Raw genomic sequence first — 16,330 nt, forward strand, 5'->3', positions numbered from 1 at the left:
ACAACATTCCGTGTATCAGTTATGGTGGTTAGTGTAAAGGAAGCAAAATGGTAAAGGTAGTCCCACGTCCCACCTCACTGCTTACCAGCAACTGTCCCTGCTGTTGCTGGACAAAAGTTAAAGCATCATACGCGCCAATGCCCATCCCCGCATTGCCTTTTGTGGTATCAAATGGTTTAAACAGCCGGGTTTGAATAAATTCTTGCGACATGCCGCAGCCAGTATCAATAATCTCCAACCTAAGCTGTCCTTCACTTTGCTGCACAACAACCCGGACTTCACCATCATCTGCAGTCGCATGCTGCGCATTGTCGATCAGATGAAACAGCACATTCGCAAAGCGTTCGGTATCAATAGTGAGTTGGCAATCATGGTGCATAACCAGGACAGGTAAGGGCAGGTTGGCACTGCACCGTTCCGCGATCAGAGTCTGCAGTAGTGTACCAACTGCGGTTTTCTTCAATTGTTCCTGGCCAGATTGCTTATTGGTGAGCTGTGCCAACATGTTTTGTAGACGGCTTTGCATTGCTTCTATGGTGGTAAAAGCATCGTCGACAAATTCGGGGTTATGCCGGTGCTTTTGCGCATTTTTCAGCAGCATATCAATTTGTGCTTTCACATTTTTCAGATCATGTACCACAAAAGCAGACATTCGGCTGAAAGCAACAAACTGGGCATTCTCCGACAACGCTTTACTCGCTTCGTCCATAAATAAATAACTGGCTATTTGCTCGGTGACCGCATTTAAATAATCACGCAGTTCCCAATTCAGCCTGAGTTTTTCATTGATATTACTCTCGAGCACGCAGAAGCCCCATAACTGATTGTTTTTCAGAATCGGGATCAGAATGCTAAAAGTAAGTCCGGATTGCGCCAGCATGCTACGCAGCTGAATAATCATATTGTCTTTTTTGTCACTGAAATCTAATAGCCACTGCTTGTTCTTTTGCTCTCTGATCACCAGCTGCAATGCTTGATGTTCATTTTCACCAAACTCTAACTGGCCTTGTGTCGCCAGCACTTGCAACTGTTCCTGTTGCAATTTAACCAATGCGCCGTGGCTGTAACCTATCGCATGGCACCAGGCACTCAGACAGACCTGTGCAGTATTTTCGTTGGCAAATTCGATCTTCTTGAGTTCGCGCGTCAGTTCGACCCATTTTTCCCGGTAGTCAAAAGTATTGGCAAAAAAATGCTTCTCAATGAAAACACGGCCTTTACGCCGCAGGCCGTCGGAAAAAACCAAAGTGCCAAGGACTGCGGTACCAGCGACCACAAAGACTACCTGCAACAATGTTGTCCAGTTGCCACCGATATAACTCAGGTAGTAACCGACGACTGCTAATAGACACAGATAAATACCGGCAGCCAGCACCAGCGAACTTTGCAGGACAATGTCCCGCGAGACATAGACATTGATGCCCCAGGACTTAATCCGTTTAACTGCGACGACCAGAAACGGCAACATGAACAGGTTGACAAAACCACGCGCCTGCCAGGTTTGTTGATTGATTTTGCTCAATAGAGCAGCTTCTGCCAGCAGGTAAAAATCAAGTAATAAACAAATGCCAACGGCGATAATCAGTGGTTTGAATTGCCACTTCTGTCCGCCGGATTGTCGATATAAGGTCTCCACCATCGCCAGCATGACAATAACCAGTAACAGCGTCCCCATCAGACGCAAACCGGCCGTATGCAAAATAAACCAGCCGGCGATTAGCCAGCTGCACAAGACCAGCAGTGTCATTCGCACTTTTTTTAATGCAAGCCACTGTCTGAGCGAAATGTCAGTTTTGCTGAGTGCTGACAACAAAAACAGCAACAACAAAGATTTCTGAATTGTTTCAATGACAAACGAGAAATCTGTAATAAATGCCAGCTGCAGCGACAGACCGTTATGCACAGCCCACAGCACAGAACACAAGGTATAAGCCGACAATAACGATTTTTGCGACGTTTTCACTCTGACGGTCAGCTGTAGAGCCCAAAACAATAAATAGCCGATCGCCGCCAGCAGAAAGCCAAATTGCCCCGGAGTGACTTCAATATTCATGGCTGGTTCCTGTCCGGGTTCTGCGATAGCAGCTGATGTAAGTGTTTGATCGGTATCGCATAAGAAATTCCACTAGGATCGCTCAAAATCGCCTCTCGGCTGCTTTTGACCAGCACCATATTGATCACCCCAACAACTTCCCCGGTATCCTGGCGATAAAGCATGCTGCCGCTATTACCGGGATATGCAGTACCATCTAATTGATAAATCATAAAAGGGTCGCGTAACTGACGTAAAGTTGCAGCAGAAATGACCTGACTGTTGTCCGCAGGGATAGCGATCGGTGTCAGAGCACTGAGTAAGGCGCCATGGGTGGCAGGATAAAGCCCCAGAACCCCGGTGATTGGGTAACCGGTGAATGCCAGTTCAGTCCCTTCAGCGACGTAATCTGATGTAGCGAGCTTCACGGCGGGCAGAGTTCCGGCAATCTCCAGCACAGCCAGATCGTGGGCGCGGTCCACTCGTGTTTTCTTGATTGGATGGACTTGCGGTTGTTGGCCGTGGCCAGACAGCACCACGTATGATTCGTTCTTTTCTTTATCAACAGGCGTTGCGATGACATGATGATTGGTCACAACCAGATTGCCCGGTGCAACGACAAAACCAGAACCAAGCAGCTTCAGCCGTGGTGAAGCTGCAGGACTGTATATAGCCAGGGCAACGACTGAGGGTTTCAGTTGCACGATCAGCTCTGGCAATGCCGCCTGAACTGGCCGTAACAGCCCTGTCAGACACAGCATGCACAGAAGACTCCGGAAGTGTCGGTAAATCAGGCGTTCCATACTTATCAGGCTCGGTCGGTGCTGGACTAAAATCGAATTCGCATCTTGAGCAAATTGGTACATACTGAAACTCTCAGTTCAGTGGCAGATGCATGATGTCTTGGTGGCCAGTATGACACAACTGCAATCGCATGAAATAGTGCCAATTTTTTCTGGTGGCGGCACCCGATTGCCTTGTTATGTAGGAATTTTGATAGCGCTGAAAGACCTTGGACTGAATTTCCACAGTCTGGTCGGCGTGTCTGGCGGCAGTATCGTGGCAGCGATGGTTGCTGCGGGTAAAAGCTTTGATCAGATGCGCGATCTTGCGCTTCATACTGATTTTAAACAATTTCGCGGTTTTTCTTTGATGAATTTGATCCGGACAGGCGGGTTGTCCAGTGGTGATACGTTTGAACGCTGGATGGATAATCAACTCGCTGGCGCTCGTTTCTGTGATTTGTTGTTAGATTTGCATGTATTGGCGACCGACATCAACGGTGGTGGTCCTGTCGTATTTAACAAAGCACGTACCCCACAGATGAAAGTATCAGAGGCAGTCCGCTATTCAATGTCGATTCCGCTGTTGTTTTCATTCAAGACTTTTGAAAATCACGTGATGGCGGATGGAGTGATCCTGGCGGAAGATGCGTTACATCAGGACTGGTCTGGTCGTGATGTACCTGTGGTGTGTTTCCGGTTGAAGAGTGAAGGTGAAGATAAACCGATCATCCGACGTAGACTTTTTCCGTTGGTCTCATATATTCTCATGTTAATTCAAACATTTATGAACGCGATGTCGAGAGAATACGTACATGCCCAGTATTGGCATAATACCGTGCTGATTAATACTGGAGATGTATCGTCGGTAGATTTTGCTTTGCCAGTAGCTAAAAAAGAACAACTGTTACGGCAGGGCTATGATACAACCATGGCCGTGATCCCGCACAAGCTCGGTTGGATACGGACTGAAGTGACGACTAATCAGCGGGAACGCCATGTTGGTTTGTCATAGCACATCGACTTTCTATACTAAAGGAGCAGGACCTGATCTCAGCAGCTGATAGCGCAACATGTGCTGGCTTTTTGCAGTTGAGTCGAAGGAATGGGTAGCGCAACTGTTGAGTCATGTTGTGCTTGCCGGTGAACATTGAGGAATCTGTCAGGTTTTTATGAAGCATTTAAAGAAATTACAAGAGCTACCTATAGTTGGAACTCTGGTGAAGAAAGCTATTGGTGTGATGGTCAGTAATAACGCCAGCAGCATCTCAAAGCATTTTTCACAGTTTCTGCAGCCACAGCTGGCGTTAACTGAAGAGTTAAAACAGAAAGTCTATAACGTCAGACATCAGGTGTATTGCGAAGAGTTAAAATTTGAGCCTGAACGGCCTGATCAGGTAGAGCTCGATGATTTTGATGCACATTCTATCCACTGTTTTGTTCGTCACATGACCAGTGGCAATATGGCAGGCACTGTGCGCCTGATCACTTCCGCTGATGATTCAGAGTTGCTACCAATCGAGAAATATTGCCTGCACTCAATTACCGATCATGAATTTAGCCCGGCAGCTTTTCCGAGAAACAAGATCTGTGAAATTTCACGGCTCGCGGTACTTGAACAGTTTCGTCGACGGGAAGTCGATAAATTTAAAGGCGCCGCTACCGGTGCTATTAATGTTGAAGCTTATTCTGAAACTGAGTTACGTTGTTTCCCTTACATTGCTATCTGCCTGTATTTTGCAGCGGCATCCACAGCTTTTCATGCGCAAAAAGAACATGCTTTTGTCATGATGGAGCCTCGTCTGGCGCGCAGCTTGGCATTTGTCGGTATTAAGTTTCATCAGATTGGTCCTGTTATTGATTATCATGGCCGGCGGGCGCCGTTTTATATTAATAAACCGATGCTGTTTGACGGATTGTCACCGGGCTTCAAAAAGTTGTTAAATGAAATTGAAAAGTCACTGGCAAATTCAGTTAAAGAGCATGGCTTTACCGATGGCCCACTGGAGCCAAAGAGAGAACCAAACAAAAGTATGCTCCCACAGCGTTGAGTCGACATGAAAATAGAATCAGCGGCAGTCACTTCAGGCTGCCGTTTTTATTGCGATAAGGACCTCAGGATGAACAAAGAGCCGCAAATCGCCAGCCTGGCAATTATAAAATGGCGTCAGTTACTTGGAGACGAGTACGTCATTACAGCCAGCGAGCCGCTGAAGCTGGCAGCAACAGCCACTTTCGCCACAAGCGCAACTGTCTCAGCAATACTAAAACCATCACGTGAACAGGTTGCGGCAGCTGTTGCAATAGCGGCTGAATTCAGTATTCCGCTATATACCATCAGCTCAGGCAAAAACTGGGGTTATGGGTCCCGTGTGCCCAGCGTTGATGCAGCAGTGCTGCTTGATTTGGGGCGTTTGACCGAGATCTCTGGTTACGATCCTGAACATCATCTGGTCACCGTCGAAGCGGGAGTCACGCAGCGTCAGTTGGCTGACTACCTTTTGGCGCAAGGCGGGACTGACTGGATGGATTGTACCGGCTCGCATCCGGATTGCAGTATTGTTGGTAATACGGTTGAACGGGGATTTGGCCATACACCTTATGGCGAACATGCAAATTTTATCGGTTCGATGGAGGTACTACTGGCTGATGGCAGGATCATAAAGACAGGTTTTGGCCGGTTTGATGGCGCAAAAGCCAGTGGAATGTACAAGTGGGGATTAGGCCCGGCACTTGATCAACTGTTCTTACAGTCGAACTTGGGTATTGTTTTGAGTATCACTTTGTGGTTGATGCCAAAACCGGAGCAATTTGTCGCATTTTATTTGTCGGCACCGAATGAATCTGCACTCGAACAAATCGTAGAGGCCTTAGTACCGTTAAAGCGCAGTGGCGTGATCACCAGCTTGCCACATATTGCCAATGCTTACCGGGTTCTGGGGGGGATGCAGCAGTATCCGTGGCCAATGTTTCAAGGCAATTCGGCGCAATTTCCACTGCAGGGCAATATATTGACTCAATTAAAAAAACAGTGGCAAGTCGGTACCTGGAACGTATCCGGTGCTTTATATGGGACAAAAGAACAGGTTGCCAATGCGCGAAAACAGGTCCGGCGTGCATTGCGGACAGTGAAGGGCGCCAGACTGAATTTTATCAGCGACAATTTGTTACGTTTTATCGAAACCTTTCAGAAGCCCATCGCACTCATCACACGTATGGATATTCCTGGCATGTTGAAAGTATTGCGACCAGTTCATAATATGATGAAAGGGCAACCCAGCGCGCAATTTTTAGCCAGTTCATATTGGCGGATGAGAACTACCCCTGACGGTCGCTTTGATATGGACAGGGACAATGTCGGATTAATCTGGAGTGCGTTTGTAGCGCCCGCCGATGCGAAGAATGCACGCCAGCTGATGGAAATCGTCGACAAAGTTTTACCGCAATTTGGCTTTGAACCAGCGGTGACCCTCACATTATTAAACGAGCGTTGCATCGATGCGGTAGTCAGCATTTCATTTGACCGCACTGCCAAAGCGCCTGAAGGGCAGACCTGGGACGAGCTTGCATTACAATGTCGCGACAGGTTATATCAAACGATGTTCTCGCATGGTTTTTACCCGTATCGCACCGACGTCGATAAAATGGCGGAAATGGTACACTGCGGTGATCCGCAGTATCTGCAAGTGTTAGCAGATTTAAAAATTGCATTAGACCCTCAGGGAATCCTGGCACCTGGACGGTACATTTCAGTAGCGTCAGAAAAGTTTACAAGCCCAGTAAATAATTAAATCAGTACAACCATAAGTTATTGAATATAAGCAAAAATAATAAATGGCATGAGAGTTGCTTTATGTCTGTCAGTAGTAGTTTTAGCCTGGCAGTAACTGGTAGGCGAGTCAAAAATACAAGGTGGTAGTAACATGAAATTTAAAACTCTTTTATCAGTAAGTGCTCTGACAGTTGCAATGTTCGCAGGCTCAGTTCAGGCTGCAGTAATTCCTGCTCTGCAATTTGCCACTCAATCTGGCTGGTTAGCTGATGGTGTGAATTCTTCCAGCAAACAAGCAAATGGCACCGTATATGACTGTGCTGCTGGTACAACAGATGCAGCGAACGGTTGTGGTTTAACTTTCGCAGGCGCAGCTGGTCTGCCAAACGCGTACGATACAGTGTCTTGGGGCTCTGCTGCTGCAAAAAGCAGTCTGAACATCGCTTCTAAATCTGATGTACTGGTAACAAACGGTGCATGGGTTCAGACTGGTTTAATCACTCACTCAAACAAAACTATTCCAACAGGCTCACGTTCATTATACAAAATGGACCTGGAAACTCTGTTTGCAATCGTTAACCCACCACTGGGTGCAAATTCAGCAACAGTTGGCATTCAGTTCAACGAAACTCCAAACGTTGCTGACTTGTCAAAATGCCCAATTCCTCAGTTATCTGGTACTGGTTGTGATGACACATTCCTGATCAAACTGAACCTGCCAGCAATCAATTTCTGGGTTGGCGTTGAACACTACAAAATTTCTTTCAAGCTGAACCCATTATCAGGTGTTACGCAATCAGTAGTTAATCCAGACGGTTCTATCCTTTTGGTTACTCGTGAAGGCACTAACAACCAACTGGAGCTGCTGGCTCAACTGACTATGGCTGTGCCTGCACCAGCTACTGTTGGCATGTTAGGTCTGTCACTGGTTCTGCTTGGCCTGCGTCGCCGCGCAAAATAATTGCGATGGTTACAACACCAGGTGTTGTAACCTAAATAAAAAACCCGGTTGGAAACATCCGGGTTTTTTATTGTCTGAAATTTCTTGCCGATACTGACTCACATCAGATGTAGTTGATCGATACCAACCGCTAACCGCTAACGTCTAACCGCTATCAGGATTGTGGACACCATAACTAAACACTATATTTTGTTGTTGATCTGCAAGTAAAGTAGGGACTCAGTGGATGACTGCTGTTTTGAATAAGCAGTGTTTTCAGGCAGGGGAGCTGCTGTGGCGACGTGGATCCAATACGACACCGGCTTACATTTGCTAATGCCAATAAAAAACGGATGCATGTTGCATCCGTTGTTAAAAGTACTGAGCAGGTAATCCGATGGTTAGTTCAGTTTTGCCTTCAGCGCGTTAACCTGAGCAGCAGACAATGATTTATCGCCAGCGATTTTATCCAAAATTGCTTTGGCTTTATCTTTCTCGCCCTTTTTAATCAGCCCATCTGCGTAGTTTAATAGCACCGCCGCATTGTCTGGCCGCAGTTTTAATGACTCTTCGAACTTCAGCAAGGCTTCGTCGACTTTACCTGAAGCGAGTAATACAGACCCATACGTATCCAGCACATCCGGATTCCGGGGGGCTAATTTCATTGCACGTTCAATATGTTGAGTGGATTCAGCCAGCTTATTGGAGTCGAGCAGGGTCCATGCCAGATTGTTTAGTACAGCTACATTGTCTGGCTCTTTAACCAGTATCTGGTTAAACATCTCAATTGACTTTTGTTTATCACTTTTGAGCATCAGGTTGGCGTAAAACAGCTGCAACGGACCATCATTGGGTTTGGTCGTGAAATGCTGTTCAACAAATTGTTTGGCTTTGTCGATATCTCCGGCACGCTCATACGTATCGGCGATCATCAGTGCCGCCATGGTTGATTGGCTTTGCTGATAACTTTCTGTCAGCGCGGTCAAGGCTTCTGTTGGTTTGGCCGCGGCCAACAAGATCCGGCCTTTGATAAACTGGACGTCAGCTTTACCAGCTTCTTCGGCCGGCAGCGTTGCTAACAATTTCAGTGCTTCATCATTTTTGCCATTTTCTGCCAGTAATTGCACCTGAGTACCAAATAACACTTTGTCTTTCGGCGATTTTTTCAGTTCTTCAGTCGACACGGCCAATGCTTTTTCAATCTGCTTGTCCAGAATGAGTGCGCGAATGTAGGTATATACGGATTCTCGCTCGGCCGAGTTCAGCTGATACCACTGCGCGGCAGCAGCCAACGATGCTTTGATGTCTTTTTTCACTGTTCGCTCATGCTCAATCAGCAAGGCCCAATGTAAAGCATGGCGTTCGGCTAACGGTTGTTTGCTGTCTTCCAGTACCGTCAGCGCTTTATCCTGTTGCTTCTGATCGACCAACATCCGCGCATATAACACCGCGACGTTATAATTGGCTGCCTCTTGTTTATAAAGCGCTTCAGTGCGTTTAAGAGCTGAACTGTCTGCCTCTGTACGCGTCATTGCATATAGTTGCTCCAGTGCCGGCAAATATTGTGGATTTTTATCCAACAAGGTTTCTAATGTTGTTTTTGCCGCGGCGTTGTCTTGTTTCGCTTGTTCAGACACCGCTTTTAACAGATAAGTAAAAGGTAATTCACTTTTTGCGGCCAACGCGTCCTGAATGTATTGCAAAGCAACTTCGTCATTGCCTTGTTGCAACGCCGAAAATGCCAGCATGTTCATACCTTGCACCTTCATCTTTTCGTCTTTCAGCCATTCTTTGGCCAACGCTTCAACTTCTTTGTATTTACCTTGCTGCAGATAAGCAGACGCTAATAACAATTGTGGTTGTTGTTCTTTCGGCGCCATTTTTGCTGCTTGTTCGAGCAAAGACAGACCTTGCGCCTCCTGACCTGGGATGCCGAGCTTTAACGCGCCGATCGCGAGTAAATCCTGCTCAGATTTGGTCTCAGTTCCTTGCTCATATTTATTGACCAGTTCTTCCGCGGCGCCATTAGCTCTTTGCTTCAAAAGCTGGAATGCGGTGGCACTGACCAGCTGCACGTCATTGGCTGCGGCCTGGTTTTTCATTAATTGTTCCTGCGCTGCATCAGTGTTGCCGCTTTGCAGTTGCAGGGCGATATAGAGCTTTTGTGCTGGTGGATAGCTGTCCAGTTCGCCGCGGACTGCCTGCAGGTGATTTAGTGCCTGGTTGCCGAGCCCTAGTTGTGATGCTGCGAGTGCTGCCAGCACTCGGGTACTGACTGAGCTCAATCCAGAGTTAATGGCCACTTCACTATATTCTTTGGCTTTCTGGAAATCTTTTGCTTCAAAAGAAATCACCGCCTTGAGGTAGTTTGCTAACGGTTGTTTCGGGAACAGTTTGAGCAACTTATCAAGTTCAATGCCGGCTTCTTTAAATTTGTCCTGAGCGACATAGGTCTGGGCCAGTAATAAACGTGCCTGATGCCCTGACGGGTTAATTTTCAGATACTCGTTGAAGCTGGCAACGGACGCATCAAACTGAGCGAGCACGTTTTGTAACTTAGCGCGTAATAATAATGCTTCCCGGTATAGCGGGTTAGTTGCCGGGATCCCGGTCAGAGCTGCTAATGCTGCTTCATGCTTTTTGTCCATAATTTGCAGTTGCGCTGAAGCCATCGCTTTGATGCCTGCATCGCTATTTTGCGCCAGGCGCTGTAATTCAGCTTTTGCATCCGCAGCTTCTGAGGCTTCGATAGCTGCCAGAGCCTGATACAGCTGAACAAAATCCAGATTAGCAGCGGAGATGCCGCTTTCTTTACTGAGCTCGGCCAGCTTCGGGAATTGTCCTGCCAGGAAATAGGCCTGCGCTAGCGGCAAAGACAGTTCATTGATGTCAGCACCATATTCTCGGGCGCGTTCCAGCTCTTTGGTTGCTGATAAACCATCGCCAACCTGCAGATAAATCTGACCCAGAGTCAGACGAACTTTGGCATTTTCCGGTTCTTGCTGTAAGGCTGATTTCAGCTCGATCACAGCCGCAGAATATTCTTGCTTACCGATAAAAGTCTGGGCGTCCTGCAGGTGTTGAGTGGCATCTTTTTTACTGCAACCCTGAGTAACCAATGCGGCCAGAATGCAGCTGACCAGGAGTGTTTTTTTCATCTGTGTAATCCTTTATACATTCTCAGGCGTTCTGCCGCGGGCGTTGCGCAGAGTTACGCCGGTTTGATTGATATGGTTAAGCCGTTTTGCCCAGTTTTTCTGTTATAAAATGGCGTAAAGAGCCAACTGTAGTGAACAGCTCTGCGCTGAGTTCTGCGTCGTCGAACACGACATCATATTGGTCTTCCAGCAATGTCAGAATGGTCATAATACTACTGGAATCAAATTCGGGGATGGCACCTAATAATGGTGTTTGATCGGTCAGGTGGTGGTGGGGGCCTAATACCGATAACAGGATCTGTTCGAGCACCTGTCCGGTCTGAGGTTGTTGGTCCCTCATAGTCAACTCCAATGGACATCAGATATTTGCACAATGTACTCTAACACAGATTAATCACAGGCAAACTATTTTGCCGCCGGAAAAATGCTGCCTGTTTTCAGTGAATTGGCGTCATATCCGGGAAAGCTGGCCCACAGGAAATTGCATGCTGCTGACCGACTCACTGGAAGGATTATTGCACCTCGGCGCAACGCGCTGGCCGCTGCAAATTGCGCTGAAAGATCCGCATGGGACTTTGACTTATGCTGAGTTGTTCGCACAGGTGCGGCAGCGCCAACGGCAGTTAGCTGCCGCGGGTTTAAATGCGGGCGATCGCTTGTTGTTACAGCTACCGAAGCAACGTGAGCTGGTGATCGAGTTGTTTGCTGCCTGGAGTCTCGGTGCTTTAGTGGTGCCGGTGCATCAGGCGCTGAAGGCACAACAATTACAATATATTGTGCAGGATTGCTCGCCGCGACTGGTCTCCATGACTGCGGCGAGGCGGACTCAACTTGCAACAGAATTCAAATTACCTGCCGGTTGCGACTGGTTTGACAGCACTGATTTCGATGAAGGCGCGCAGCAGGACCAAAGCCATGTGCAAGCTGCCGGAATGTCGGCGCAGCCGGCGGCGATTCTGTATACCTCAGGCAGCACTGGTATGCCTAAAGGGGTGGTGTTGTCACAGCTGAACTTACTGTTAGGCGCAGCCAGTGTCAGTCAGTATCTCGGTTTGCAAAACGCCGATGTAGTGCTGGCGCTGTTACCCTTTAGTTTTGACTATGGCCTGAATCAGCTGTTAAGTGCGGTCAGCGTGGGTGCCACCGTGGTGTTGCTGGATTATTTACTGACGCAGGATGTCGTGCGTCAGGTTCAGCAGCATCAGGTCACTGTGCTGGCCGCGGTGCCGCCGCTGTGGGCCGCGTTGGCGGATGCGCGCTGGCCGGATGGCAGCGCTATGCAACTGCGGCTTTGGACCAACTCGGGCGGTGCGATGCCACCGGTGTTGCTCAAACGCCTGCAGCAATGTTTTCCTAACGCGAAACCATATTTGATGTATGGTCTGACCGAAGCCTTTCGCTCTACCTATTTATCACCGGATAAACTGCCAGAAAAACCGCAATCGATTGGCCAGGCCATCCCATTTGCCGACGTGCGGGTGTTACGCCCGGATGGCACTGAATGTGCGGAGGGCGAACCCGGAGAACTGGTCCATCGCGGACCGCTGGTTAGTCTCGGTTATTGGGGCAAACCAGAGTTGACCGCCGAGCGATTCAAGCCTGATCCGTTATTGCCGCAGGCTGTTGTACACCGGCCGCCGGCAGTGTGGTCAGGCGATCAGGTATGGCGGGATGCCGATGGCGACCTGTTTTATCTCGGTCGGCTGGATGAAATGCTCAAATGTTCCGGCATCCGCATCAGCCCGACTGAAATTGAACAACAATTTTATGCATTGGTGGCCGGCGTGACAGATGTTGCCGCGATCGCGGTGCCGACTACCGCCGCAGATAATGCTGTGTTATTGCTGTTTAGTGCAGCGGAAGCGCTGGACACCGTCGCACTGATGACGGTGCTTAAGCAACAATTGCCGGCCTATATGTGTCCCAAAGCCCTGATACAATTGCAGCTGTTGCCGAAGACGGCCAATGGTAAACTCGACCGTAAGCAGCTGTCTGTGACTTATAAGGATTATTTTTGTGCACCCTCTGAATCCGCTTAATCCCGAGTTATTCGCAGCGCAGCCACAGCTTGCTGCGGCGCTGACGCCATTTGCTCACCAACAAAATGATTTGCTGGTCGGCGGTAAAACAGCGGCGCAAATCGCAGCGTTATTGGATGCTGAAGTGTTTTATGCATATGACCGTGCTGCCATCAAAGCGCGGGTCCAGTCACTGCGCGCCGCGCTGCCTGCGCGGGTTAAATTGCATTATGCCGTCAAAGCCAATCCGTATTTTCCGGTGGTGCACTGCCTGGCTGCAATGGTCGATGGGATGGATGTGGCATCACGACGGGAACTGGTGCTGGCGCTGCAAAGTGGTGTTGATGCAACACAGATTAGTTTCGCCGGGCCCGGTAAAACCGATGCTGAACTCAAAGCTGCGATCGCCGCAGGCTGTGTAGTGCATCTGGAATCGGCTGGCGAAATGCGCAGGCTACAGGCTTTGTGTTTACAGGCCAATGCTTCTGCCCGTGTCGCGCTGCGGATTAATCCAGAATTTGAACTGCGTGCTTCCGGGATGAAAATGGCCGGTGGTGCCAAAGCCTTTGGTATCGATCAGGCGCAGGTCTGGGATTTATTACCCGAGCTGCAAACAGGTCCGCTGCAGCTGGTCGGTTTTCACTTATATTGTGGGTCGCAAAACCTGCAGGCTGACGCTATTTTACAAAGCCAGCGGCAAAGCCTGCAGTTATTGATGCAGCTGCGGCCGCATTGTCCACAACTGCAGTTTTTTAATCTGGGTGGTGGATTTGGTGTGCCATATTTCCCGGCCGATAAGCCACTGGACTTAACAGCAGTGGGCGCGGGCATGCAGCAGTTATTTGCTGAATTTGCCGCCACTGTAGCAGGGCTTGAAATCATCCTTGAACTCGGTCGCTACCTGGTCGCCCATGCCGGGGTATATTTTAGTCGGGTCATCGATGTGAAAAGCTCGCATGGTCAGCAGTTTGTGGTCACGAACGGTGGTTTGCATCATCATCTGGCAAATTCCGGCAATTTTGGTCAGGTGGTACGGCGCAATTACCCGGTGGTACTGGCCAATAAACTGACCCAGGCACCGGCGGGACCAATGCAGGTGGTCGGGCCTTTGTGTACGCCACTGGATATTTTGGCTGACAAAGTGGCGTTGCCGGAAGCGGTGCCCGGCGACTGGTTTGCTGTGTTGCAGTCCGGCGCTTACGGCGCCAGTGCCAGTCCACAAGGATTTTTGAGTCATGGTGTTGTCGCTGAAATACTGTTGTGAGCCCTGGTTTTTGTCTACAAGGAAGGTCTGATGCGTAAGTATTTTTTTTGGAGCGGTGTGCTCGCCAATATCGTTTTTCTGGCCATTCTGCTGATCTGGGCCCGCAGTATCTATTGGTATGGATTGCCATTGCCTTTGTATAGCCAGAAAGTGGCAGCTGATTTACGCGTCAATTTCCCGAGTGTCGCGTTTGTCGCGCCAATGTTTGATTTCTTTGCCCGTTTCGAACAGAAGAATTATTACTTTCGTACAATCGAACCGGAGCGCTGGAATGGTGTAGGCGCACATCCGGACTATCAGCCGGCAGCTGCTGCGGACCATGTCACAGTGGCCGATATTGACAGCCTGAAGCAGGCCTTAAGCAAGGCAAAACCGGGTCAGCAGATCATCGTTGAACCCGGGACTTATACTTTTGACCGGACTTTTGAGTTGCGTCAGGCCGGCAGTGCCGGCGCACCTATCCGTTTGACCGGCCGGGCGATGCATCAGGTCAGGTTTGAACTGAAAGGCGAGGGGCTGATGTTGCTGGCGCCACACTGGCACTTTGAAAATATCAGCTTTGCCGGCAACTGCACTATGCATGATCACTGTGAACATGCCATCCACATCGCGGGCAAGGCCAGTGATGTTGTGATCCGCAATAACAGCTTTGCCGACTTCAATTCGGCGATAAAAGTCAATGGCCTAAAAGGGAATTACCCTGATCGTGGTTTGCTGGAAAATAACACTATCTACAACAGTAGTGCGCGTAAAACCAAAGGGTCTGCCACGCCAGTAGATATAGTCGCCGCCAATGACTGGCGTGTCGCAGGCAATTTTATTTTTGATATTCAGAAGGCGGCCGGCGATCAAATCAGCTATGCCGCTTTTATCAAAGGCAATGCCAGTGGCGGAGTGTTTGAGCGTAATCTGGTGATGTGTGAGGCCAATTTAAAAGACGGCCGCCATACCGCCATTGGTTTGTCGTTTGGCGGCGGTGGCACTGGTCTGGTCTACAACCGGGATGGCGTGGCCGGAACTGAACATCGTAACGGGGTCATGCGCAACAACATTGTTATGCATTGCCCGAATGATGCCGGCATCTATCTGAATAAAGCCGCAGACAGCTTGTTGGAAAACAATATTGTTTATAACACGGTTGGAGTTGACGTGCGTTATAGCCAAAGCTCAGCACTGTTGCGGAACAACGTGATCAGTGGCCGCGTCAATAACCGTGACGGCGGACAACATCAGCTGGAAGCGAATTGGATTGAAGCACGGAATTTTTTCACCGGTCGGGATCGGTTAAAAGATTTGTTTGTGGCGCCAGATGTGCTGGATTTCAGTTGGCAGCAGCCTTATCCGTTGCCAGCCGCGCCGCAAAAATCAGCGGACGGCAGTATCACTGATTTTTGTGGTGGACTGGTGCAGCAGCCTTATCTCGGCGCCTTTGCCGGCGACCAGTTCTGTATTAAAGCGAAGCCTTGATCTCTGCAGGCTTGGTTGTTGTCGCGGCACAGTTTTTTAAAAACAACACGGATGCGGCCATCAGCTGTTGCAGGTGACCTGCGTCCGTCAGCGTGTGGTTGGCCGCCGTTATGTCGATGACGTTTGCCTGCTGCCACAGCGACTGATAGGCGGATTGCTGTAACAATTGCCGGCATTCGGCTGCAGTCAAATCTGCGCCACTGAGGATTAGCTGCACCGGACCGTTGAATTGCTGCCAGTGCAGCAGCGCCTGCGGTATTGCCGTATCAACATTGAGCGTGGTCAAACTGTCTGTGCCTGAGGTTGTCCGCTGCGGAGTCGTTTGCCGATAGCCCGGCAAAATTTTTGCGAAGGCCGGCCGGATCAGACTGAGAATACTGGTCATACTGGCGCTGGCCTGCCATTGACCGCGGAGCAGTTTTTGCCAGAATTCTGCCGACAAAAGCCGGCGCAGGTAATAGAACTTCAGCATAGTGCGGGCATGATTTTCTGTGGTTCGGCACCAGGGATTCAGCAGGATCAGCGCCTGTGGTTGCAGCCACGGGCTCGCTAACAGTGCCGCCGTTGCGCCATCACATAAGCCGAATAACACTATGGGTCTTGCCTTGCCGAAATATTGCTCAAGTTGGGCTGGCAGTTCGGTCAGATAACTGGCGTGATTAACAAAAGTCCCAGGCTCACCATCTGCGTCCCCAAATCCAGGAAAATCAAAGCGTAAACTGGCGAAGCCGGCCCGTTGCCAGTGCAATGCCAGTTGTTGTTGCATCCGGTGGCTACCGGTGCGGGTCTGGGCGCCACCATTGACCATCAGCACTAACAGCTCTGAAGCTGCCGGCTGATAAATACCAAGGCTTTGCTGTCCGGCAAAGTTTAGTGGCACTACCTCGGCAGCTCCAG

At 49.3% G+C, this 16,330-nt stretch carries 12 protein-coding genes; 7 read left to right on the forward strand and 5 right to left on the reverse strand.

The window, feature by feature from the left end; translation table 11 throughout:
* Positions 1-28: 28 nt before the first annotated feature.
* A complete protein-coding gene (gene prsK, locus ATY27_RS12930) occupies positions 29-2,053 on the reverse strand; it encodes an XrtA/PEP-CTERM system histidine kinase PrsK (protein WP_208931045.1) in 2,025 nt (674 codons plus the stop codon).
* A complete protein-coding gene (locus ATY27_RS12935) occupies positions 2,050-2,793 on the reverse strand; it encodes a serine protease (RefSeq protein WP_244151302.1) in 744 nt (247 codons plus the stop codon). Before ATY27_RS12935 ends, prsK begins: the two co-directional genes overlap by 4 nt.
* 154 nt (positions 2,794-2,947) lie before the next feature.
* On the opposite strand from ATY27_RS12935, the gene ATY27_RS12940 reads away from it, so the two are divergent.
* The 4 genes from ATY27_RS12940 to ATY27_RS12955 all read left to right on the forward strand — a co-directional run bounded on the left by ATY27_RS12940 (position 2,948) and on the right by ATY27_RS12955 (position 7,547).
* A complete protein-coding gene (locus ATY27_RS12940) occupies positions 2,948-3,829 on the forward strand; it encodes a patatin-like phospholipase family protein (RefSeq protein WP_208931046.1) in 882 nt (293 codons plus the stop codon).
* A 157-nt stretch (positions 3,830-3,986) separates the two neighbouring features.
* A complete protein-coding gene (locus ATY27_RS12945; protein WP_208931047.1) occupies positions 3,987-4,865 on the forward strand; it encodes a PEP-CTERM/exosortase system-associated acyltransferase in 879 nt (292 codons plus the stop codon).
* A gap of 69 nt (positions 4,866-4,934) precedes the next feature.
* A complete protein-coding gene (locus ATY27_RS12950) occupies positions 4,935-6,605 on the forward strand; it encodes an FAD-binding oxidoreductase (protein ID WP_208931048.1) in 1,671 nt (556 codons plus the stop codon).
* A gap of 132 nt (positions 6,606-6,737) precedes the next feature.
* Entirely contained in the window at positions 6,738-7,547 is an 810-nt protein-coding gene (locus ATY27_RS12955) for a THxN family PEP-CTERM protein (protein WP_208931049.1), read from the forward strand.
* Positions 7,548-7,927: 380 nt separating this feature from the next.
* On the opposite strand, the gene prsT is transcribed toward ATY27_RS12955, so the two are convergent.
* On the reverse strand, positions 7,928-10,684 hold the full coding sequence (prsT, locus tag ATY27_RS12960) for an XrtA/PEP-CTERM system TPR-repeat protein PrsT (RefSeq protein ID WP_208931050.1): 2,757 nt from the start codon (positions 10,682-10,684) through the stop codon (positions 7,928-7,930).
* Positions 10,685-10,760: 76 nt separating this feature from the next.
* Positions 10,761-11,024 (reverse strand): phosphopantetheine-binding protein, encoded by a 264-nt coding sequence (locus ATY27_RS12965; RefSeq protein ID WP_208931051.1) that lies wholly within the window; start codon positions 11,022-11,024, stop codon positions 10,761-10,763.
* A 145-nt stretch (positions 11,025-11,169) separates the two neighbouring features.
* Here ATY27_RS12965 and ATY27_RS12970 point away from each other — a divergent pair, with 145 nt between their 5' ends.
* From ATY27_RS12970 to ATY27_RS12980, 3 genes are read left to right on the forward strand one after another with little or no spacing between them, the layout of a single operon-like run.
* Positions 11,170-12,723 (forward strand): AMP-binding protein, encoded by a 1,554-nt coding sequence (locus ATY27_RS12970; RefSeq protein ID WP_244151303.1) that lies wholly within the window; start codon positions 11,170-11,172, stop codon positions 12,721-12,723.
* The gene (locus ATY27_RS12975) at positions 12,701-13,966 is read left to right on the forward strand and encodes a pyridoxal-dependent decarboxylase, exosortase A system-associated (protein ID WP_244151304.1); all 1,266 of its coding nucleotides are present in this window, start codon (positions 12,701-12,703) and stop codon (positions 13,964-13,966) included. Before ATY27_RS12970 ends, ATY27_RS12975 begins: the two co-directional genes overlap by 23 nt.
* Positions 13,967-13,996: 30 nt before the next feature.
* The gene (locus ATY27_RS12980) at positions 13,997-15,433 is read left to right on the forward strand and encodes a NosD domain-containing protein (RefSeq protein ID WP_208931052.1); all 1,437 of its coding nucleotides are present in this window, start codon (positions 13,997-13,999) and stop codon (positions 15,431-15,433) included.
* Here the strand turns inward: ATY27_RS12980 and ATY27_RS12985 are convergent.
* Positions 15,417-16,313 carry a hydrolase 1, exosortase A system-associated gene (locus tag ATY27_RS12985; protein ID WP_208931053.1) on the reverse strand — a complete coding sequence of 299 codons (897 nt, stop codon included), beginning with the start codon at positions 16,311-16,313 and terminating at the stop codon, positions 15,417-15,419. The genes ATY27_RS12980 and ATY27_RS12985 overlap by 17 nt on opposite strands.
* Positions 16,314-16,330 lie beyond the last annotated feature (17 nt).

The organism is Rheinheimera sp. F8 (genome assembly GCF_001518915.1).